Consider the following 20,652-nt stretch of genomic DNA (forward strand, 5'->3'; position numbering starts at 1 on the left):
AGTCGACATCTATTTGACTGATATGCCGCCTTCGCGAGCAGGCTCGCTCCCACAGTTGCTTTTGCGTATCGCCTCAAATCTGTGCCGTGCCTGCTATGATGCGCGGCATCTCCATCGCTCAGGATCGCGCCACTCCCCATGGATTACCGCAAACCTTCCGACCGTAAAAGCATGCACTCGCGCATCGTCCAGGAACTGGGCATGCAGATCGTCTCCGGACGCTTTTTGCCCGACGACAAACTGCCCGCCGAAGCCCTGCTCTGCGAGGAGTACGCGGTCAGTCGGCCGGTGTTGCGCGAAGCGACTCGAGTGCTGGTGGCCAAGGGGTTGGTGTATTCCAAACCGCGCGTGGGCACGGTCGTCAAGGCGCGCCGCGAGTGGCACATGCTCGACCCGGACGTGCTGCACTGGCTGATGCAAAGCAGCCCGCAGAATGAATTCTTCAACGTGCTGACCAGTGTGCGCAGCATCATCGAACCGGCCGCCGCCGCCCTCGCCGCTCAGCATGCGACGGATGCCGACATCGCCGCGATCAACGAAGCCTACCAACGCATGGAAGCCGCGCCGACCCCGGAAGCGCTGTTGCAGCCGGACCTGGACTTCCACAGCCGCATTGCCGATGCCACGCACAACGACCTGCTGGCGAACCTGTGCAACATGTTGGCGGTAGCGATCGCCGAGGCGTTGAAGCATTCCAATCAACGGCCGAATCTGCATGAACTGGCGTTGCCCAGGCACAAGGCGATTCTGACGGCAATTGAAAATCGCGACGCGCTGGGTGCCAGGCATGCGACGCTGGTGCAGCTGGATGATGCGCGCAGTGCGTTGAGTGTGGTGCTGGGTGCTGAGCTCACTTAGAGCTGAAGATTGGCCTGTGGGAGCGAGCCTGCTCGCGAAAGCGGTCTGCCTGTGACATTTGTGCTGTCTGACACTCTGCCTTCGGGAGCAGGCTCGCTCCCACAGGGGAATCGGCGCCTGGTTCAAAAATAACAAAGCCGCAACCCCTCAAGGTTGCGGCTTTGTCGTTTCAGGCCTTCAGATCAGTGGGCAAACAACGAATTACCCTTCTGCCCCGCCAGTTTCTCCGGCTTGATCAGGAACTTCGCCAGCGCTGGCAACAGCCACAGCGCGCCGAACATGTTCCACAGCAGCATGAAGGTCAGCATCAGGCCCATGTCGGCCTGGAACTTGATCGCCGAGAAGATCCAGGTGCACACGCCGATCGCCAGGCACAGGCCGGTGAACAGCACCGCTTTACCGGTGGACTTCAGGGTCTGGTAATAGGCTTCCTGCAACGGCAGCCCGGCACGCAGGAAACTCTCGAGGCGGCTGTAGATGTAGATGCCGTAATCCACGCCGATCCCCACACCCAACGCCACCACCGGCAGCGTCGCGACTTTCACGCCGATGCCCATGAACGCCATCAGCGCGTTGCCGAGTACCGAGGTCAGCACCAGCGGCAGGACGATGCACAGGGTCGCTGCCCATGAGCGGAAGGTGATCATGCACATCACCGCCACGCAGATGTACACCAGGATCAGGATGGTCAGCTCAGCCTGTTTGATGACTTCGTTGGTGGCTGCTTCGATCCCGGCGTTACCGGCGGCGAGGATGAATTCCAGGCCGTCCTTGTTGTTTTCCTTGGCGAACTCCTGCACCGCGTTGACCGCACGATCGAGGGTCTCAGCTTTGTGATCGTTGAGGAACACCAGCACTGGCGCCAGCGAGCAGCTGTTGTTGTACAGGCCATCGGCGCGGGCGATCGAGTTGTTCAGTACGTCCGGGTTGCGCGACAGGGTTTCCCATTTCAGGTTGCCCTCGTTCATGCCCTTGATCATCTGCTTGGACACGGTCACCAGCGAGATCGCCGACTGCACGCCCTCGGTGTTCTGCATCTTCCACATCAGTTGATCGATCGGCGCCATGGCTTCGTAGCGCGAGCAGCCTTCGGCCTTGGTCTTGACCATCACCACCAGCACGTCGGAGCTGGTGGAGTAGTTGCTGATGATGAAGTTGTTGTCCTTGTTGTAGCGCGAGTCCGGACGCAGTTCCGGCGCGCCCTGGTCGAGGTCGCCGATCTTCAGGTTCTGGCTGTACCAGAGGCCGCCACCGAAGGCGATCAGCGCCAGCGCTACCGAAATCGGCGCAACTTTCGGGCTGGCGAAGTTCGACAGCAGGCGCCAGAACGGGTGCTCGCGGTTGGCGTCCTTCTTGCTCTTGGCAATCGCGCGCTTGCTGATGCCGACATAGGAAATCGCCACCGGCAGCAGGATCAGGTTGGTGAACACGATCACCGCAACGCCGATAGACGCGCCGATTGCCAGTTCACGGATCACCCCGATGTCGATGATCAGCAGGGTAATGAAGCCCACCGCATCGGCCAGAATCGCGATCATCCCCGGCAGGAACAACTGGCGGAAGGTGCGCCGTGCAGCGGTCAGGGCGTTATCGGCCTCGCTGGATTGCAGGGCGATACCGTTGATTTTCTGCACGCCGTGGGAGATGCCGATGGCGAAAATCAGGAACGGCACCAGCATCGAATACGGGTCGAGGCCGAAGCCGAAGAAGTGCATCAACCCCAGTTGCCAGACCACCGCCACCAGCGTCGTGCTCAACACCGCGATGGTGCTGCGCAGGCAGTTGGTGAACCACAGCAGCAGAATCAGGGTGATGACGAAGGCGACACCGAAGAACAGCACCACCATCACCAGACCGTCGATCAGGTCACCGACCTTCTTGGCGAAACCGACGATGTGGATCTTGATGTTGGGGTTCTGCGCTTCGAACTTGTTGCGGATCTTGTCTTCGAGTTCATGGGAGAACTGGCGATAGTCCAGCGCCAGCAACTTGCCCTGATCCTGCGGGTCCGGATAGGCCTCGAGCAGCGGGATGTCGACGATGCTCGACTTGAAGTCGTTGGCCACCAGACGTCCGACCTGGCCGGACTTGAGCACGTTGTTGCGCAGCAGATCGAGGCTGTCCTGAGAGCCGTTGTAGCTCTGCGGAATCACTTCACCGCCGGCGAAACCCTCCTCGGTCACTTCGGTCCAGCGTACGCTCGGGCTCCACAGCGATTTGAGGCCGGAACGATCGACGCCGGAAATGTAGAACACTTCGTCGTTGATCTGGCGCAGGGTCTCCATGTACTCCTTGGAGAAGATGTCGCCGTCGGTGGCTTCCACCGAAATACGCACGGTATTGCCAAGGTTCGCCAGATCGTTGCGGTGTTCCATCATCTTTTCGATGAAGGGATGCTGCAGCGGGATCATTTTTTCAAAACTGGTCGACGGCCGGATCAGCGTGGCCTGCCAGAACAGGAAAATGCTCACCACCAGGCAGATCAGAATCACGGCCGGGCGATTGTTGAAGATCAGGCGCTCGAGAACCGTCGCCTTTTCCTGCTGAGGAGTGATCAAGGAAGTCATAGCCCCGCCTTCTTGTTATTGGTCTCGGCACCGTTTGGCTGGGTGATGTGCAAACCACCCTGCCCGGTCAGAATCAGGTTGCCGTTGCCGGCGGCGGTGACCGACGACAGCGAAATGCGATCCGGGCGGTTGAACACGCTGAAGGTTTCGCCGTTGTCGCTGCTGCTGATCACCGAGCCGCCGTTGCCGACGATGACGATCGAGCCGTCTTCCAGAAGCGTGCCGCCGGACAGGCCGAACTCCAGCGCACCGCGTGCGGCTTTGAGTTCGACCTGCTCCCAGTTGCTGCCGAAATCGGTGGAGCGATAAAGATTGCCGCGCAAGCCGTACGCCAGCAGGGTCTGCGCTTGCGCCGTGCCGATCACGCCGAACAGTGAACCTTCGTACGGGCCTTCGAGTTTTTCCCAAGTCTGGCCGTCATCGGCGGAGCGGAACATGCTGCCGGACTCACCGACGATGAACAGCCCGGCGTCTTTCACAGAGGCAATGGCGTTGAGGTGGAACTGGTCTTCGTTGTCGAGGCGATCACTGACGTCTTCCCAGTGCTTGCCGCCGTCGGTGGTCTCCAGCAGCGTGCCGTAGGCGCCCACGGCAAAGCCGCTGCTGGCGTCCTTGAACCAGACGTCGAGCAGCGGCGATTCGCGTGCGAGGTCTTCGAATTGTTTGGTCCAGGTCAGACCGCCGTCTGCGCTGGCGAGAATCTGCGCGTCGTGGCCCACGGCCCAACCGTTTTTGTCGTCGACGAAATACACGGCGGTGAGCAGTTGCCGGGTCGGCACCTTGGCCTGGGTCCAGGTCTTGCCCTGGTCATCGGAATAGACGATGTGCCCGCGATCGCCGACCGCGACCAGACGCGCGCCAGCGTGGACGACATCGAGAATGAGGCTTTTGGCGGCCTTGGCCGATTCGGTGGCATAGACCACGTCAGCCGGGGCCTCGGCGGCAATCACAGGTGCCGATAACGTGGCAAAGCCCAGCAGCGAGAGTGCTGTGGCCAGCAACGCGGTGTTGCGTAACGCCGGCGGGCGGCAACGACTCATAGACCTTCCCCTATTTATTATTGTTGGGCCATCGGGCCTTCAAGGGCGCCGCAAGAGTGCTCGGCTACTGGCATTTCAGAAGCATCCTCCTGAAACCCGCAATCCAGAGCCCCTTCGGAAGCTGGCTCATCCTATCGGGCTTTGCAAATGTCTGACAATCGGCGCCACGTTATCTTTTGTTAACCGAAAGCGGCTCTCTGTAACCCATCATTTTCCCTGTGGGAGCGAGCCTGCTCGCGAAAGCGGTGGGTCAGCCAATAAACAGGGTGACTGATACACCGCATTCGCGAGCAGGCTCGCTCCCACAGCGGGTTGGTGGTGAGTGCGGGATTTGAATACATGACCATTCGCCGGGGTGATGAGGCAAATCTCATCAGAGGGACTTGCAGGATCGGTATTATGGTATACCATCAGACGCACAGACACTCTCAATCCCCCCAACGGAGCAGCTCATGAGTTTCGAAATTCGCAAGATCGTCAGCTATGTCGAAGAAACCTTCATCGAAGGCGGCAAGGCTACTGACAAGCCGGTAACCATGGTCGGCCTCGCCGTGGTGATGAAGAACCCCTGGGTGGGCAACGGTTTTGTCGAAGACCTCAAGCCGCAGATCCGCGCCAATTGCTCCGACCTCGGCGCAATGATGGTCGAGCGTCTGGTCGGCATTATCGGCGGTGCCGAGAAGATCGAGGCTTACGGCAAAGCGGCGGTAGTCGGCGCTGATGGCGAGATCGAGCACGCGTCGGCGGTGATCCATACCCTGCGCTTCGGCAACCACTACCGCGAAGCGGTGAAAGCCAAGAGCTACCTGAGCTTCACCAACAAGCGCGGCGGTCCGGGCACTTCGATTCAGATCCCGATGATGCACAAGGACGACGAAGGCCTGCGTTCGCACTACATCACTCTGGAAATGCAGATCGAAGACGCGCCGCGTGCCGACGAAATCGTCGTCGTGCTGGGTTGCGCCGACGGTGGCCGCCTGCACCCGCGCATCGGTAACCGCTACATCGATCTGGAAGAACTGGCTGCCGAAAAAGCCCAGTAATCACAATAAAAAGGCATTGCAGGAGCGCTCCATGATTCGGCTCACCGCTGAACTCACCCCGGCTGGCACCAGTTACCTGGCGACCGGCCAAGGCCAGCCCGTGGTTTTGATCCACGGCGTGGGCCTGAATAAAGAAATGTGGGGCGGGCAGATTGTCGGCCTCGCCAGCCAGTACCAGGTGATCGCCTACGACATGCTCGGCCACGGCGCCAGCCCGCGCCCGGCCAGCGGCACCGACCTGCTCGGTTACGCCGATCAATTGCTCGAGCTGCTCGATCACTTGAACGTGCCGCAGGCCGCGGTGATCGGTTTCTCCATGGGCGGCCTGGTCGCGCGGGCCTTTGCCTTGCATTACCCGGAGCGCCTGCAAAGCCTGGTGGTGTTGAACAGCGTGTTCAACCGCAGCGAAGAACAGCGTGCCGGCGTCATCGCTCGCACCGCGCAGGCCGCCGAGCATGGCCCGGACGCCAATGCCGAAGCCGCCCTGTCACGCTGGTTCAGCCGTGAATATCAGGCGGCCAACCCGGCGCAGATCGCTGCATTGCGCCAGACCTTGGCCAACAACGATCCGCAGGGCTACCTGACCACCTACGAATTGTTTGCCACCCAGGACATGTACCGCGCCGACGACCTGAGCAGTATTCAGGCGCCGACGCTGATCGCCACCGGCGAACTCGACCCCGGCTCGACCCCGGAAATGGCCGAGCAACTGGCCCGACGCATCCCCGCTGCGAAGGTTGCCGTGCTGCCCGAGCAACGGCATATGATGCCGGTAGAGTCGCCGCGTCTGGTCAACCAGATGCTGCTGGAATTTCTCCAATTCGCACACTCCCGACAAAACCATATAAAGGGGATCGTTGCATGACACTCGCACGCTTCCAGATGTGCATCGGCGGAGACTGGGTCGACGCCCTCTCCGGCAAGACCTTCGAAAGCCTCAACCCGGCCTCCGCGCAAGCCTGGGCGGAACTGCCCGACGCCGATGAAGCGGACGTCGAACGCGCCGTGCAAGCAGCGCAAACTGCTTTTGACAGTCCGGCGTGGCGCGGCCTCACCGCCACCGCGCGCGGTAAACTGCTGCGCCGTCTCGGTGATCTGATCGCAGAAAACAAGGAACACCTGGCGCAGCTGGAAAGCCGCGACAACGGCAAGCTGATCCGCGAAACCCGTGGCCAGGTCAGCTATCTGCCGGAGTTCTTCCACTACACCGCTGGCCTCGCTGACAAGCTTGAAGGCGGCACCCTGCCGCTGGACAAGCCTGACCTGTTTGCCTACACCGTGCACGAAGCCATGGGTGTGGTCGCCGCGATCATTCCGTGGAACAGCCCGCTGTACCTGACCGCGATCAAACTGGCCCCGGCCCTCGCCGCTGGCAACACGATTGTGATCAAGCCGTCCGAGCACGCCTCGGCGACCATTCTCGAGCTGGCACGCCTGGCCCTCGAAGCCGGAATTCCGCCGGGTGTGGTCAACGTCGTCACCGGTTACGGGCCGAGCACCGGCGCCGCCCTCACCCGCCATCCGCTGATCCGCAAGATCGCCTTCACCGGCGGCGCGGCCACGGCGCGGCATGTAGTGCGCAGCAGCGCCGAGAACTTCGCCAAGCTGTCGCTGGAACTGGGCGGCAAGTCGCCGAACATCATCTTCGCCGATGCCGATCTCGACAGCGCGATCAACGGCGCGATCGCGGGGATCTATGCGGCGTCCGGGCAGAGCTGCGTGTCCGGTTCGCGCTTGCTGGTGCAGGACGAAATCTACGACGAGTTCGTCAATCGTCTGGTCGAGCGCGCCCAGCGCATCCGCATCGGCAACCCGCAGGAAGACCACAGTGAAATGGGCCCGATGGCCACCGCGCAGCAACTGGCGGTGGTCGAAGGACTGGTCGCCGATGCGATCGCCGAAGGTGCGCGTTTGCGTACCGGTGGCAAGCGTCCGGCGGATCTCGGTGAAGGCTGGTTCTACGAGCCGACGCTGTTCGAGTGCGACCGCAATTCGATGAAGATCATGCAGGAAGAAGTCTTCGGCCCGGTGGCTTCGGTGATTCGTTTCAAAGACGAAGCCGAAGCGCTGGCGATCGCCAATGACTCACAGTTCGGCCTCGCCGCCGGCATCTGGACCCGCGACCTCGGTCGCGCCCATCGTCTGGCGCGCGATGTGCGCTCGGGGATTATCTGGGTCAACACTTACCGCGCGGTGTCGGCCATGGCGCCGATCGGCGGCTTCAAGAACAGTGGCTATGGACGCGAAAGCGGCATCGACTCGGTGCTGGCCTACACCGAACTGAAAACGGTGTGGATCAACCTCTCCCAGGCGCCAATGCCTGATCCGTTTGTGATGCGCTAGGAGTCCTGCGAAATGATCGAACCCGGCATTTACAAAGACGTCATGAGCTCGTTCCCGTCCGGCGTCACGGTGGTCACCACCCTCGACCCGGACGGCGGCATCGTCGGCATCACCGCCAGCGCGTTCAGCGCGCTGTCGATCGACCCGGCGCTGGTGCTGTTCTGCCCCAACTACGCGTCCGACACCTACCCGGTGCTGCGCGACAGCAAGAAATTCGCCATCCACTTGCTCTCCGCCGAGCAGACCGCCGAAGCCTACGCGTTCGCCGGCAAGGGCAAGGAAAAGGCCAAGGGTATCGAGTGGCACCTGAGCGATCTGGGCAACCCGATTCTGGCCAAGGCCACGGCGATCATCGAGTGCGAGTTGTGGCGTGAATACGACGGCGGCGATCACGCGATCATTGTCGGCGCAGTGAAGAACCTGATCCTGCCCGAGCAACCGGTGACGCCGATGATTTACCACAAGGGCAAGCTGGGTGCGTTGCCTGCCTTGACCTGACGGATCCACCCAACTCCCACTGTGGGACGACCCATTGTGGTGAGGGGATTTATCCCCGACCGGCTGCGAAGCAGTCGTAAAACCATTGCGCGCGGAATATCTGGCAAATCGCCGTTGCAGGTATTGGGGGTGCTTCGCACCCTGTCGGGGATAAATCCCCTCACCACAGGGTTCATTCCAACAAGGGGATCTGTGTTGTGAGGAGGAATGATGAGTAACGAGAAGTATGAAAAAGGCCTGCAAATCCGCACGCAGGTACTCGGCGAAGCCTACGTGCAGCGCTCGATCGACAACGCCGACGATTTCACCCGTCCGCTGCAGGAAATGGTCACTGAATACTGCTGGGGCCATGTCTGGGGGCGTGAGGGTCTGTCGCTCAAGGAGCGCAGCATGATCAACCTGGCGATGATCTCGGCGCTCAACCGCCCGCATGAACTCAAGCTGCATGTGCGTGGCGCCTTGCGTAACGGCCTGAGTCGTGAGCAAATACGCGAAATTCTGCTTCAGGTCGGCATTTATTGCGGCGTTCCGGCGGCCGTGGACAGTTTCCGGCTGGCCCGTGAAGCCTTTGCCGAAGCCGACGCCGAGGCCTCCAGTTAACCCTCGGCTGTTTTGATGCCCGTCTGGCATGGACAGCCAAGCTCAAGAGCGGACCCCATGAAACGCCAGCCACTCGACGACAGCTTCAAGGTCAATCGCAACCCCGTTACCCTGCGCGAAATCGTGCTGGACAAACTGCGTAGCGCGATCATGAATTTCCAGCTCATGCCAGGGGATCGTCTGGTCGAACGCGACCTGTGCGATCGCCTCGGTGTCAGCCGCACTTCGGTGCGCGAAGCCTTGCGTCACCTTGAATCCGAAGGCCTGGTGGAATTCGCCGACGCCAAAGGCCCGCGCGTAGCCATCATCACCCTTGACGACGCTGTCGATATCTACGAACTGCGTTGCGTGCTCGAAGGCCTGATCGTCCAGCTGTTCACCCTGCGCGCCAAAGCCAAGGACATCAAAGCCCTGGAAAAAGCCCTCGATGACAACCGCAAGGCGCTCAAGGACGGCGAGTTGCAACAGGTCATCGACTCGGTGCAGGGTTTCTACGACGTGTTGCTCGAAGGCTCGGGCAACCATGTCGCCGCCACGCAATTGCGCCAGTTGCAGGCGCGCATCAGCTATTTGCGCGCGACCTCGGTCTCCCAGGAAAACCGACGCGGCGCGAGTAATCACGAGATGGAAAAAATGGTCGAGGCGATCAAGAGCGGTGATCCGCTGGCGGCGCATCAGGCCTGCGTCGATCACGTTCGCGCGGCGGCTGCAGTGGCCCTCGACTACCTCAAGCGCAAGCAGGAAGAAACCGGCGTCGCCGTCAAAGGCACCCCGGCGATCACCTTGCCGATCGCGCTGAAAGAACCCCGCATAGGTCAATGACATGTTCAGCCCGAGCTTTTGCCCGAAATGCGGTGGCCCTGACCTCGGTCAGCAGACGCCGCCGGGTGATACGCACGAGCGCCTGATGTGCCGCGGCTGCGGCTATATCCACTACGTCAATCCGAAGATCATTGCCGGCTGCATCATCGAGCAGGACGGCAAATACCTCCTGTGCCAACGAGCGATCCCACCACGCCCGGGCACCTGGACGCTGCCCGCCGGGTTCATGGAAAGCGGTGAAACCACCGAGCAGGCGGCGCTGCGCGAAGTCTGGGAAGAAAGCGGCGTGCGCGCGGAAATCGTCTCGCCGTATTCGATTTTCAGCGTGCCGAAGATCAGCGAGGTGTACATCATCTTCCGCGCCATCGCCCTCGAGATTACCGGGCAGTACGGGCCGGAGACCATGGATTACAAGTTCTTCGCCCCGGAAGAGATTCCGTGGGAGCAGATCTACTACCCGGCGATCCGGCAGATCCTCGAGCGCTATATCGAAGAGCGCCAAGCCGGGGTCTACGGGATTTACATGGGTAATGATGACAGCGGCAAGATTCATTTCATGCGCTAAAAATCACCTGCCCCCTGATCGTTCCCACGCTCCGCGTGGGAATGCCTCTACGGACGCTCCGCGTTCGGCTCTGGATGGGACGCAGAGCGTCCAGGGCTGCATTCCCACGCGGAGCGTGGGAACGATCAATGCGGCTAAATCGGGGCGATGCCCTCAACGATGATGATCTCCGCCCTCGCCCATTCCTCGCGATAACTCTTCGCCTCCTGATACGCCGCCGAGCGGTAGCACGCCACGGCTGTTTCGTAGCTTTCAAACTCGATGATCACCGTGCGCTGTGGCGTCTCCCGTCCTTCCAGCGCCTCGCTGCGCCCGCCTCTGGCGACAAACTTGCCGCCGAATGCCGCAATCGCCTGCGGAGTGCGCTGGGTGTATTGGCTGTAGTGCTCGGCATCGGCTATATCCACATGTGCAATCCAGTACGCCTTCATAGTGACCTCTTTGTTGATTTTGTATTATGGTATACCAATATATTTCCAACGAACCCTGAGAGTCCAGCATGGCCTTCAACAGCATCGAAGAAATCATCGAAGATTATCGCCTCGGCAAAATGGTCCTGCTGGTCGATGACGAAGACCGCGAGAACGAAGGCGACCTGCTGCTGGCCGCCGACCGCTGCACGCCGGAGGCTATCAGCTTCATGGCCCGCGAGGCACGTGGGCTGATCTGCCTGACCCTGACCGATGAACATTGTCAGCGCCTGGGTCTGGAGCAAATGGTGCCTGCCAACGGCAGTGTATTCAGCACTGCATTTACCGTGTCGATCGAAGCGGCAGTTGGCGTGACCACCGGCATTTCCGCGGCAGACCGGGCCTGCACCGTTGCCGCTGCCGTCGCGCCGAATGCCCGCGCCGAAGACCTGGTGCAGCCCGGCCACATCTTCCCGCTGCGCGCCAAGGAAGGTGGCGTGCTCACCCGCGCCGGGCACACCGAGGCCGGTTGCGATCTGGCGCGCCTGGCCGGTTTCACCCCGGCCTCGGTGATTGTCGAAGTCATGAACGACGACGGCACCATGGCGCGCCGCCCGGATCTGGAGCAGTTCGCGCGCAAGCACGGGATCAAGATCGGCACGATTGCCGACCTGATCCACTATCGCCTGAGCACCGAGCACACCATCGAACGCATCGGCGAACGTGAGCTGCCGACGGTGCATGGCACGTTCCGTTTGATCACCTTCGAGGATCGCATCGAAGGCGGCGTGCACATGGCGATGGTCATGGGCGAGCTGCGCCGTGAAGAGCCGACCCTGGTGCGCGTGCATGTGATCGATCCGCTGCGCGATCTGGTCGGCGCCGAGTACAGCGGGCCGACGAACTGGACGCTGTGGGCGGCGCTGCAACGGGTCGCGGCCGAGGGTCATGGGGTTGTGGTGGTGCTGGCCAATCATGAATCGTCGCAGGCGTTGCTCGAACGCGTGCCGCAGTTGACCCAGCCGCCACGACAGTTCAGCCGTTCGCAGTCGCGGATCTATTCCGAGGTCGGCACCGGGGCGCAGATTCTGCAGAACCTTGGGGTTGGCAAGCTGCGCCACCTTGGCCCACCGCTGAAGTATGCGGGGTTGACCGGGTATGACCTTGAGGTGGTTGAAAGCATTCCCTTCAGCGAATAACCCACTTGAAACAACATTCTCTGTGGGAGGGGGCTTGCTCCCGAAGGCGTCCTGTCAGCTGACATCAGTGTTGATTGACCCGACGCATTCGCGAGCAAGCCCGCTCCCACAAGGGATCCGCGCTTCAAACCAAATTCTGTCGAACGACAAAAAGCTTATCCGCCAGATAACCGGTAAGGCAAAGTGCTTGCACAAAGCTTGGAATACCATAATATGATATTCCATAGACCGGACGAACCGAAAAACCGTCCAGCTACTGCTCCCGACAGGCGGGCAACAACGCAAGGCCCGCTCAAAATCACAACAATGAGGGCGTGAACATGGTGTTGAACAAAGCTGCAACCGCGATCTTTTTCGCGGGACTGCTCAGCGTTACCGGCCAGGCTGCAATGGCTGCCGAAAGCGTGAATTTTGTCAGCTGGGGCGGTAGCACCCAGGATGCGCAGAAACAGGCCTGGGCCGATCCGTTCAGCAAGGCCAGCGGCATCACCGTCGTTCAAGACGGGCCGACCGACTACGGCAAACTCAAGGCCATGGTCGAAAGCGGCAACGTGCAGTGGGACGTGGTCGATGTCGAAGCCGATTTTGCCCTGCGCGCCGCTGCCGAAGGCCTGCTCGAACCCCTCGACTTCAAAGTGATCCAGCGCGACAGGATCGATCCGCGCTTCGTCAACGATCACGGTGTCGGTTCGTTCTTCTTCTCCTTTGTCCTCGGCTACAACGAAGGCAAGCTCGGCGCCAACAAGCCGCAGGACTGGAGCGCGCTGTTCGACACCAAGACCTACCCGGGCAAACGCGCCCTGTACAAATGGCCAAGCCCCGGCGTGCTCGAACTCGCGCTGCTGGCCGACGGCGTTGCGGCTGACAAGCTCTACCCGCTGGATCTGGATCGCGCCTTCAAGAAACTCGACACCATCAAGAAAGACATCGTCTGGTGGGGCGGCGGCGCGCAGTCGCAGCAACTGCTGGCGTCCGGCGAAGCGAGCATGGGCCAGTTCTGGAACGGTCGCGTGCACGCCTTGCAGGAAGACGGCGCACCGGTGGGCGTGAGCTGGAAACAGAACCTGGTCATGGCCGACATTCTGGTCATCCCCAAAGGCTCGAAAAACAAAGATGCGGCGATGAAGTTCCTCGCCAATGCGAGCAGCGCCAAAGGCCAGGCCGACTTCTCCAACCTGACCGCCTACGCGCCGGTCAACCTCGACAGTGTGGAGCGTCTGGATTCGACGCTGGCGCCCAACCTGCCGACGGCTTACGCCAAGGATCAGATCACCCTTGATTTCGCTTACTGGGCCAAGAACGGTCCGGCTATCGCGACACGGTGGAACGAATGGCTGGTCAAATGAAAATCGCGGCCACTGCGCCCCGTCCCTCCACGGCCACCGGGAGCGCCCCTGGCGCTGCCGGTTCGGCCCTCAAGCAACGCTGGCGCGGCGCCGGCAACCTCGTCCCGGCGCTGCTGTTCCTCGGCCTGTTCTTTCTCGCGCCGTTGATTGGCCTGCTGTTGCGCGGTGTGCTCGAACCTGTGCCGGGTCTCGGCAACTACGAACAGTTGTTCGCCAACTCGGCCTATGCGCGAGTGCTGCTCAACACCTTTTCGGTGGCCGGGCTGGTGACGCTGTTCAGCCTGCTGCTGGGCTTTCCGCTGGCCTGGGCGATCACTTTGGTGCCGCGCGGTTGGGGGCGCTGGATCCTCAACATCGTGCTGCTGTCGATGTGGACCAGCCTGCTCGCCCGCACCTATTCGTGGCTGGTGTTGCTGCAAGCCTCGGGCGTGATCAACAAGGCGCTGATGGCGCTGGGCATCATCGATCAACCGCTGGAGATGGTGCACAACCTCACGGGCGTGGTGATCGGCATGAGCTACATCATGATCCCGTTCATCGTGCTGCCGTTGCAGGCGACCATGCAGGCCATCGACCCGATGATCCTGCAGGCCGGCTCGATCTGCGGCGCCAGTCCGTGGACCAACTTCTTCCGGGTGTTCCTGCCGCTGTGCCGGCCGGGTCTGGCGTCCGGCGGTTTGATGGTGTTCGTCATGTCGCTCGGTTACTACGTCACCCCGGCGCTGCTCGGCGGGGCGCAGAACATGATGCTGCCGGAGTTCATCATTCAGCAGGTGCAATCGTTCCTCAACTGGGGCCTGGCCAGTGCCGGCGCCGCGTTGCTGATCGCAATCACCCTGGTGCTGTTCTACTTCTACCTGAAGCTTCAACCGGAATCCCCGGTTGGCGCCAGTAACGCGAGGTAAGCCGCCATGCTCCTGACCCCCAATGCCATGAGCCGGCGCATGCGTTTCGGCCTCTACGCCACTACCGGGCTGATCGGTCTGTTTCTGCTGTTGCCGATCGTGTTCATCGTGCTGCTGTCGTTCGGCTCCTCGCAGTGGCTGGTGTTCCCGCCACCGGGCTGGACGCTGAAATGGTACGGCCAGTTCTTCTCCAACCCCGACTGGATGAACGCCGCTGCCGCCAGCCTCAAGGTCGCCGTGCTGACTACGATCTGCGCCGTGGCCCTCGGTTTGCCGACCGCGTTTGCGCTGGTGCGCGGGCGCTTTCCCGGCCGCGAGATGCTCTACGGCCTGTTCACCCTGCCGATGATCGTGCCGCTGGTGATCATCGCCGTGGCGGTGTACGCGCTGTTTCTCAAGCTCGGCTACACCGGGACCATGTTCGCTTTCGTCGTCAGCCACGTGATCGTCGCGCTGCCATTCACCATCATCTCGATCATCAACTCGCTGAAGCTGTTCGATCAGTCGATTGAAGACGCGGCGGTGATCTGCGGTGCCTCGCGCTTGCAAGCGGTGTTCAAGGTGACGTTTCCGGCGATCCGCCCGGGCATGGTCGCCGGCGCCCTCTTCGCCTTCCTCGTCTCGTGGGACGAAGTGGTGCTCAGCGTGATGATGGCAAGCCCGACTCTGCAAACCCTTCCCGTGAAAATGTGGACCACCCTGCGCCAGGACCTGACCCCGGTGATCGCCGTCGCTTCGACGCTGCTGATCGGCCTGTCGGTATTGGTCATGGTGATCGCCGCCGCCCTGCGCCGGCGCAACGAAATCAGCGCCTGAGCGCCCAGGAGTACGACATGAGTGCCGTGATCAAAGACGCATCCCAGCAGAACGACAAACCCCTGGTCAGCCTGCGCAACCTGAACAAGCACTACGGCGATTTCGCTGCCGTCGACAATATCTCGCTGGACATCAAGGACGGCGAATTCCTCACCTTCCTCGGCTCCAGCGGCTCGGGCAAAAGCACCACGCTGTCGATGCTCGCCGGGTTCGAAACACCGAGCAGCGGCGAGATCCTCGTCAATGGTCAGTCGCTGGTCAACGTGCCGCCGCACAAGCGCGACATCGGCATGGTCTTTCAGCGTTACTCGCTGTTCCCGCATCTGTCGGTGCGCGACAACATCGCCTTCCCTTTGGCGATTCGCAAACTGGCTGCCGCCGAGCGTGAAAAACGCGTCGATGCGATGTTGAAGCTGGTGCAGCTCGAACAGTTCGCCCATCGCCGCCCTTCGCAGTTGTCTGGCGGCCAGCAACAACGTGTCGCCATCGCCCGGGCGCTGGTTTACGAGCCGCGCATTCTGCTGATGGATGAACCGCTGGGCGCGCTGGACAAGAAACTGCGCGAGGACTTGCAGGATGAACTGCGCCAACTGCACCGGCGCCTGGGCATCACCATCGTTTACGTGACCCACGACCAGGAAGAAGCCATGCGGCTGTCGCAACGCATCGCGATTTTCAGCCACGGCAAGATTGTCGGCTTGGGCAGCGGGTATGACCTTTATCAGAATCCGCCGAATGCGTTTGTCGCGTCGTTTCTGGGCAATTCGAACTTCCTCAAGCTCAAGGCGCAAGGGAATGCGGCAGCGAGTTTCGAGGGGCAGTCATTGTCGATTCGGCTGACGTCCGGGTTGCACACTGATCAGGATGTGCTGCTGATGGTGCGTCCGGAAAAAGCCTTGGCGTTGAGCACGCAGCAGGCGCTCGATGAGCCGCTGGCGGCGGGTTGGAATGAGGTATCGGCGAATGTTGTGGAGGTGCTGTTTCTTGGTGAGAGCCAGACGTGCAGCGTGGTCACTGCGGGCGGGACGTCGATGACGGTGAAAGCGCTGTCGGCAGCGGGCATGCCACTCAAGGCCGGCGATCCGGTCCGGGTGCGCTGGGCGACGGCGGATGCGTGTGTCTATACCGAGTGGACTGAAAGCGACCTTAACAAAGCAGCGGGTGCTCACTAAAACTTCCAATCCAGTGAAATTCCCCGTGGGAGCGAGCTTGCTCGCGAAGAGGCCGTGTCAGTCACCATTAATGTTGAATGACGCACCGCATTCGCGAGCAAGCTCGCTCCCACAGGTTCGGTATTGTTCAATGAATCGGGGAATACCCTTCAACCTCATCCGGCCAAGCCGTCAGCACTTCAAACCCGCTCTCCGTCACCGCCACCATATGCTCCCACTGTGCCGACAACGAGCCATCCTTGGTCAGCACGGTCCAGCCATCAGGCATGTTCTTCACATGGCGTTTGCCGGCATTGAGCATCGGTTCCACGGTGAAAATCATCCCGGCCTTGAGCTTCAGCCCTTGATTGGGGAAGCCGTAATGCAGGATCTGCGGCTCATCGTGATAGACCTTGCCGATGCCGTGACCGCAGTACTCGCGCACTACACTGAAGCCCTCCGCCTCCGCCAGGCTCTGGATCGCATGACCGATATCCCCCAGCGTTGCGCCCGGTTTGACTGCGCGAATGCCCGCGCACATCGCATCGTAAGTGGTCTTGATCAAGTGCTGCGCCTCGGGGCTCGCCTCACCCACGACATACATGCGGCTGGTATCACCGAACCAGCCGTCCTTGATCACGGCGATGTCGAGGTTGACGATATCGCCATCCTTCAATGGCGTACCCGATGGAATCCCGTGGCACACCACGTCATTGACCGATGCGCAGACGGTTTTCGGAAAACCGTGATACCCGACGTTCGCCGGCACGGCTTTCTGCACATTGACGATGTAGTCGTTGCACAGCCGATCCAGTTCATCGGTGGTCACGCCGGCCTTCACATGCGGCACCAGCATCGCCAGCACTTCGGCGGCGAGTTTGCCGGCGGCGCGGGATTTTTCGATGTCGGCGGGGGTGTTGAGCTTGATCTGGTTTCTCATGCGAGGGCGACGTCCTGTGTCAGTTGTTGCAGATCCAGGCCACCATTCTGTTCGGCGCGGATCAGCAGGCGGCAAATGGCGCTGTGGTCGAGGTTGGGATGCAGCTCGGCGAGCATGCCGATGCGCATCCAGTGCTCGGCCTGCGCGTTGATGGAGCGGCTGAGGGCGTTGCTGGAGATACGCAGGTTCTCGTGCATGTCCTCTGAAATCTTTACGATGCCCATATATGAATCCGATACGATGTGTATATGGATCGTATATTAATCAGTGCATACGGGAGATTGCAATGCCGACGACAAAATCGACGCTGTGGCAGATTCGCCTCCCCCTCCACCGCGCAAATCGACTACCATGCCGCCGCCGGTTTCCACACGGAATTAATAGGGAATCCGAAATGCTTGCACAGCATCAATCGGAACTGCCCCCGCAACTGTAGGTGCCGAGCCTGCTCCTTGACTGCCACTGGGTGAAACCCGGGAAGGCCGGAGCATGGCGACGACGCACCAGTCAGGAGACCTGCCGGCACAATGACGACTAACCGGCGGGGTGTCCGGGAAGGACATCGTGCCGTGCGCGTTTTCCCCGTGCCGGCCTTGCGCAGTTTCCACGACCGCGCCCGAGGTGTGTTTCCAACCGTACCCGCCCTCCCCGTACGGTTCCCCTGGAGACTGCCCCATGCTGCTGCCCCGCGTTGCTACCCTGCTCACCGGTCTGAGCCTCTGTGCCTTGGCGCAAGCGGCGCCGACTGCGTATCCGCTGACCATCGAAAACTGCGGCAGCAGCCTGACCTTTCAGCACGCGCCCGCGCGTACGGTGACCATCGGCCAGGCCGGTACGGAAATGCTTTATGCCTTGGGCCTGGGCGACAAAGTCGTCGGCACCTCGTTGTGGTTCAACGACGTGCTGGGCACATACAACGCGCAGAACGACAGGGTCGAGCGCCTCGCCGACAACGAGCCGAGTTTCGAAGCGGTGATCGGCAAACGTCCGGAGCTGGTTGCGGTGGAGCTGGAATGGATGGTCGGCCCGCAAGGCGCGGTCGGCACCCGCGAGCAGTTTCATGAACTAAAGATTCCGACCTATCTGCTGCCCTCCGATTGCGAAGCCAAGGACAACCTCGTCGGCTCGGACGGCACGCGGCTGGCGCCGTTTCGCATCGACAGCATCTACAAAGGCGTGAGCCAACTGGCAGCGATTTTCGATGTGCAGGCGCGTGGCGAACAGCTCAATGAGCAGCTCAAAGTCAGCCTCGCACAGTCGATCGCCACGGCGAAAAAACAGCAACGCAAAGACGTCAGCGCCCTGGTCTGGTTCTCCAGCGCCGAGATGGACATCGAGCCGTTCGTGGCTGGGCACAAAGGCGTTCCCGACTTCATGCTCAGCACCCTCGGCGTGCGCAATGTGGTCGAGTCCGATGAAGAATGGCCAACCGTCGGCTGGGAAACCATCGCCAAGGCCAACCCGACGTTTCTGGTCATCGCGCGCATGGATCGTCGACGCTTCCCGGCGGACGACTATCAGAAGAAACTCGCCTTCCTGCGCAGCGATCCGGTGACGCGCAACATGGACGCGGTCAAGCACAATCGCATCATCATCCTTGACGCCATGGCCATGCAGGCCAGCCTGCGCACCTTCGATGGCCTCGCACAACTGGCCAGCGCCATCAACGGCTACGACCTGTCGCAATGAGCAGACGCCTGATCCGTTTGCTGCTGGTGCTATTGACGCTGTCGGTTGCGCTGACCGGCGGCGTGGCCATTGGTGAGACTTCGATCGAGCCGAGCGTGGTGTTGCAGGTGCTGGCCAACAAGCTGTGGGGCGCCGGCTATGTGCTCGACCCGATCGACGAAGGCATTGTCTGGAACTATCGCCTGACCCGCGCTTTGGTCGCAGCAGCTTGCGGTGCCGGTCTGGCGACCTGTGGCGTAATCCTGCAATCGCTGCTGCGCAATCCGTTGGCCGATCCGTATCTGCTGGGAATTTCCGCTGGCGCCTCGACCGGCGCGGTGATGGTCGCCCTGCTTGGGGTCGGCGCCGGGGCGATTTCATTGTCGGCGGGTGCCTTTGCCGGTGCGGTGACCGCGTTCGCGCTGGTGATCCTGTTGGCGCGGGTCAGCGGCTCGGCCAGCGGCACCGGGCAGATCATTCTCGCTGGGATCGCCGGCTCGCAATTGTTCAATGCCCTCACCGCGTTTCTGATCACCCGCTCGGCCAGTTCGGAACAGGCACGCGGCATCATGTTCTGGCTGCTCGGCAATCTTGGCGGTGTGCGCTGGCCGTCGGTGTGGCTGGCGGTGCCGGTGGCGCTGCTGGGTTTGGTGGTGTGCCTGTGGCATCGCCGGGCGCTGGATGCGTTTACCTTTGGCGCGGATTCGGCGGCGTCCCTCGGCATTCCAGTGCGACGCGTGCAGATTCTGTTGATCGGTTGCGCCGCGCTGGTGACGGCGGTAATGGTGTCGATCGTCGGCTCGATCGGTTTTGTCGGTCTGGTGATTCCCCACGCAGCGCGGTTGTTGCTCGGCACGGGGCATGCGCGTCTGCTGCCCGCCAGTGCACTGGGCGGCGCGGTGTTTCTGATTGCCGCCGATGTGCTGTCGCGCACCCTGATCAAGGGTCAGGTGATTCCGGTCGGCGTGATCACCGCGCTGGTCGGCGCGCCGGTGTTCGCGCTGATTCTGGTGGGCCGGAGATCGGCGCGATGAATACGGTTTTGAGTTGTGCGGGTGTGGGCTTCAAGGTGCGCGGTGCCGAGTTGCTCAACGGTGTCAGCCTCGACGTTCAGCGCGGCGAGACCTTGGGCATTGTCGGGCCGAACGGTTCGGGGAAATCCACGTTGCTCAAATTGCTCGCCGGGCTGCGTGAACCGAGCGTGGGCCAAGTGCAACTCCACGGTCGGGTGCTGGGCAAGATGTCACGGCGCAGCATCGCGCAGACACTCGCGGTGGTTGAGCAACAGGCCGATACCGACGATGGCATTCGCGTGTTCGACGCGGTGGCGCTGGGGCGGACGCCGTGGTTGTCGGCGCTACAACCGTGGTCCCCCGCCGATGATGCGATCGTCGAGCAAGCGCTGGTTGACGTCGACGCCGTGCACCTGCGCAACCGCCTCTGGCGCAGCCTCTCCGGCGGCGAACGCCAACGCGTGCACATCGCCCGCGCTCTGGCACAACGCCCACAGATCCTGCTGCTCGACGAACCGGCCAACCACCTCGACATCCAGCATCAGTTGAGCATTCTGCAAGTGGTGCGCGCACTGCCGGTGACTACGCTGATCGCCCTGCACGATCTCAATCAGGCACTCAAGTGCGATCGCCTGGCGGTGTTGGAGCGCGGGCGTCTGGTGGCGTTGGGCGAGCCGCTGCACGTGCTGACGCCGGAGCGGTTGCAGACGACTTTCGGGGTCAGGGCGCACTACCTGACGGACCCGTTCGATGGTGCGCCGATATTGCGTTTCCTTGCTTGATGCATGTGTAGCTGACAGACCGCCTTCGCGAGCAAGCCCGCTCCCACAGTGGACTTGTGGGTTGCCGGGGATCGCGGGTGTAGCGC

21 protein-coding genes and 1 riboswitch are annotated in these 20,652 nt (G+C 61.6%); of the genes, 16 read left to right on the forward strand and 5 right to left on the reverse strand.

Annotated elements, in window-relative coordinates:
- The first annotated feature begins 138 nt into the window (after window positions 1-138).
- Window positions 139-858 carry a FadR/GntR family transcriptional regulator gene (locus ACZ0AZ_RS24240; protein ID WP_016775009.1) on the forward strand — a complete coding sequence of 240 codons (720 nt, stop codon included), beginning with the start codon at window positions 139-141 and terminating at the stop codon, window positions 856-858.
- 182 nt (window positions 859-1,040) lie between these two features.
- Here the strand turns inward: ACZ0AZ_RS24240 and ACZ0AZ_RS24245 are convergent, their stop codons facing one another.
- Both ACZ0AZ_RS24245 and ACZ0AZ_RS24250 read right to left on the reverse strand, forming a co-directional pair.
- A complete protein-coding gene (locus ACZ0AZ_RS24245) occupies window positions 1,041-3,425 on the reverse strand; it encodes an efflux RND transporter permease subunit (protein WP_024013186.1) in 2,385 nt (794 codons plus the stop codon).
- A complete protein-coding gene (locus tag ACZ0AZ_RS24250; RefSeq protein ID WP_039763908.1) occupies window positions 3,422-4,465 on the reverse strand; it encodes a WD40/YVTN/BNR-like repeat-containing protein in 1,044 nt (347 codons plus the stop codon). Before ACZ0AZ_RS24250 ends, ACZ0AZ_RS24245 begins: the two co-directional genes overlap by 4 nt.
- A 452-nt stretch (window positions 4,466-4,917) precedes the next feature.
- Between ACZ0AZ_RS24250 and ACZ0AZ_RS24255 the strand changes: the two genes are divergently transcribed.
- From ACZ0AZ_RS24255 to ACZ0AZ_RS24285, 7 genes are all read left to right on the forward strand, one after another.
- A complete protein-coding gene (locus ACZ0AZ_RS24255) occupies window positions 4,918-5,508 on the forward strand; it encodes an amino acid synthesis family protein (protein ID WP_007968626.1) in 591 nt (196 codons plus the stop codon).
- A gap of 31 nt (window positions 5,509-5,539) precedes the next feature.
- Window positions 5,540-6,373 (forward strand): alpha/beta fold hydrolase, encoded by an 834-nt coding sequence (locus ACZ0AZ_RS24260; protein ID WP_039763905.1) that lies wholly within the window; start codon window positions 5,540-5,542, stop codon window positions 6,371-6,373.
- Window positions 6,370-7,851: an aldehyde dehydrogenase gene (locus ACZ0AZ_RS24265; RefSeq protein WP_042606772.1), complete on the forward strand. Its 1,482-nt coding sequence runs from the start codon at window positions 6,370-6,372 to the stop codon at window positions 7,849-7,851. The genes ACZ0AZ_RS24260 and ACZ0AZ_RS24265 overlap by 4 nt, the downstream gene beginning before the upstream one ends.
- Window positions 7,852-7,863: 12 nt before the next feature.
- Window positions 7,864-8,349 (forward strand): flavin reductase family protein, encoded by a 486-nt coding sequence (locus ACZ0AZ_RS24270; RefSeq protein ID WP_016775013.1) that lies wholly within the window; start codon window positions 7,864-7,866, stop codon window positions 8,347-8,349.
- Between the two features lie 210 nt (window positions 8,350-8,559).
- Window positions 8,560-8,949: a carboxymuconolactone decarboxylase family protein gene (locus tag ACZ0AZ_RS24275; protein ID WP_039763896.1), complete on the forward strand. Its 390-nt coding sequence runs from the start codon at window positions 8,560-8,562 to the stop codon at window positions 8,947-8,949.
- A 57-nt stretch (window positions 8,950-9,006) separates the two neighbouring features.
- Complete coding sequence (locus ACZ0AZ_RS24280; RefSeq protein ID WP_016775014.1) at window positions 9,007-9,771, forward strand: GntR family transcriptional regulator; 765 nt, start codon at window positions 9,007-9,009, stop codon at window positions 9,769-9,771.
- A gap of 1 nt (window position 9,772) precedes the next feature.
- Window positions 9,773-10,336 carry an NUDIX hydrolase gene (locus ACZ0AZ_RS24285; RefSeq protein WP_024013191.1) on the forward strand — a complete coding sequence of 188 codons (564 nt, stop codon included), beginning with the start codon at window positions 9,773-9,775 and terminating at the stop codon, window positions 10,334-10,336.
- 134 nt (window positions 10,337-10,470) lie between these two features.
- On the opposite strand, the gene ACZ0AZ_RS24290 is transcribed toward ACZ0AZ_RS24285, so the two are convergent.
- Window positions 10,471-10,767, reverse strand: coding sequence for a DUF1330 domain-containing protein (locus tag ACZ0AZ_RS24290; RefSeq protein WP_129999511.1), 297 nt, complete (start codon window positions 10,765-10,767; stop codon window positions 10,471-10,473).
- A 68-nt stretch (window positions 10,768-10,835) separates the two neighbouring features.
- Here ACZ0AZ_RS24290 and ribBA point away from each other — a divergent pair, with 68 nt between their 5' ends.
- The 5 genes from ribBA to ACZ0AZ_RS24315 all read left to right on the forward strand — a co-directional run bounded on the left by ribBA (window position 10,836) and on the right by ACZ0AZ_RS24315 (window position 16,184).
- Window positions 10,836-11,945, forward strand: a complete 1,110-nt coding sequence (gene ribBA, locus ACZ0AZ_RS24295; protein ID WP_463538338.1) for a bifunctional 3,4-dihydroxy-2-butanone-4-phosphate synthase/GTP cyclohydrolase II — start codon at window positions 10,836-10,838, stop codon at window positions 11,943-11,945.
- 320 nt (window positions 11,946-12,265) lie between these two features.
- Window positions 12,266-13,291, forward strand: coding sequence for an ABC transporter substrate-binding protein (locus ACZ0AZ_RS24300; protein WP_463538339.1), 1,026 nt, complete (start codon window positions 12,266-12,268; stop codon window positions 13,289-13,291).
- The gene (locus ACZ0AZ_RS24305; RefSeq protein WP_129999524.1) at window positions 13,288-14,196 is read left to right on the forward strand and encodes an ABC transporter permease; all 909 of its coding nucleotides are present in this window, start codon (window positions 13,288-13,290) and stop codon (window positions 14,194-14,196) included. The genes ACZ0AZ_RS24300 and ACZ0AZ_RS24305 overlap by 4 nt, the downstream gene beginning before the upstream one ends.
- A 6-nt stretch (window positions 14,197-14,202) precedes the next feature.
- Window positions 14,203-15,012: an ABC transporter permease gene (locus ACZ0AZ_RS24310; RefSeq protein ID WP_007918021.1), complete on the forward strand. Its 810-nt coding sequence runs from the start codon at window positions 14,203-14,205 to the stop codon at window positions 15,010-15,012.
- Window positions 15,013-15,029: 17 nt separating this feature from the next.
- A complete protein-coding gene (locus ACZ0AZ_RS24315) occupies window positions 15,030-16,184 on the forward strand; it encodes an ABC transporter ATP-binding protein (RefSeq protein ID WP_071172706.1) in 1,155 nt (384 codons plus the stop codon).
- 127 nt (window positions 16,185-16,311) lie between these two features.
- On the opposite strand, the gene map is transcribed toward ACZ0AZ_RS24315, so the two are convergent.
- On the reverse strand, window positions 16,312-17,103 hold the full coding sequence (gene map, locus ACZ0AZ_RS24320; protein ID WP_463538340.1) for a type I methionyl aminopeptidase: 792 nt from the start codon (window positions 17,101-17,103) through the stop codon (window positions 16,312-16,314).
- Window positions 17,100-17,327 (reverse strand): ParD-like family protein, encoded by a 228-nt coding sequence (locus tag ACZ0AZ_RS24325; protein WP_463538341.1) that lies wholly within the window; start codon window positions 17,325-17,327, stop codon window positions 17,100-17,102. The genes map and ACZ0AZ_RS24325 overlap by 4 nt, the downstream gene beginning before the upstream one ends.
- Window positions 17,328-17,447: 120 nt before the next feature.
- A riboswitch (cobalamin riboswitch) is annotated at window positions 17,448-17,641 on the forward strand.
- Window positions 17,642-17,778: 137 nt separating this feature from the next.
- On the opposite strand from ACZ0AZ_RS24325, the gene ACZ0AZ_RS24330 reads away from it, so the two are divergent.
- From ACZ0AZ_RS24330 to ACZ0AZ_RS24340, 3 genes are read left to right on the forward strand one after another with little or no spacing between them, the layout of a single operon-like run.
- Window positions 17,779-18,792, forward strand: a complete 1,014-nt coding sequence (locus tag ACZ0AZ_RS24330; RefSeq protein WP_463538342.1) for an ABC transporter substrate-binding protein — start codon at window positions 17,779-17,781, stop codon at window positions 18,790-18,792.
- Window positions 18,789-19,805: a FecCD family ABC transporter permease gene (locus tag ACZ0AZ_RS24335; RefSeq protein WP_129999515.1), complete on the forward strand. Its 1,017-nt coding sequence runs from the start codon at window positions 18,789-18,791 to the stop codon at window positions 19,803-19,805. Before ACZ0AZ_RS24330 ends, ACZ0AZ_RS24335 begins: the two co-directional genes overlap by 4 nt.
- Entirely contained in the window at window positions 19,802-20,566 is a 765-nt protein-coding gene (locus ACZ0AZ_RS24340; protein ID WP_039763879.1) for an ABC transporter ATP-binding protein, read from the forward strand. Before ACZ0AZ_RS24335 ends, ACZ0AZ_RS24340 begins: the two co-directional genes overlap by 4 nt.
- The last annotated feature ends 86 nt before the right edge of the window (window positions 20,567-20,652 follow it).

The sequence above is a fragment of the Pseudomonas sp. AC239 genome (genome assembly GCF_979258545.1).